Origin of the sequence: Rhodanobacter thiooxydans LCS2, from assembly GCF_000264375.1 — a bacterium.
GTDB classification, from domain to species: Bacteria; Pseudomonadota; Gammaproteobacteria; order Xanthomonadales; family Rhodanobacteraceae; genus Rhodanobacter; species Rhodanobacter thiooxydans.
In genome coordinates this window covers 1-229 of sequence record NZ_AJXW01000147.1, presented here as the reverse complement: position 1 = coordinate 229, position 229 = coordinate 1, and the positions used below count along the sequence as shown (strand labels likewise).

Sequence of the window (229 nt, the reverse complement as noted above, 5' to 3'; positions counted from 1 at the left end):
GTGGTATGCCACCGCCCAGCCCAGCTTGCTGGCCGCGCCATGACGACCGAAGTTGCCGTTGACGCCGACGTAGCGATCCTCCAGACCACCGGCCGGAGTCACGCCGAACTGGTCGTCCCAGCCGTTGAACGCGTGCAGCGTGGCCAGCGGCGTCTGCAGCGCATGCCGGCCGTTGCCGCCCAGGTGTTCCCAGCCCAGCTTCGCGGTGATCCCGGACTGGGTCCAGCTC

At 69.4% G+C, this 229-nt stretch carries 1 pseudogene; it reads right to left on the bottom strand.

Annotated elements, in window-relative coordinates:
* A pseudogene (locus UUA_RS19710) lies at window positions 1–229 on the bottom strand (alginate export family protein); the annotation flags it as partial.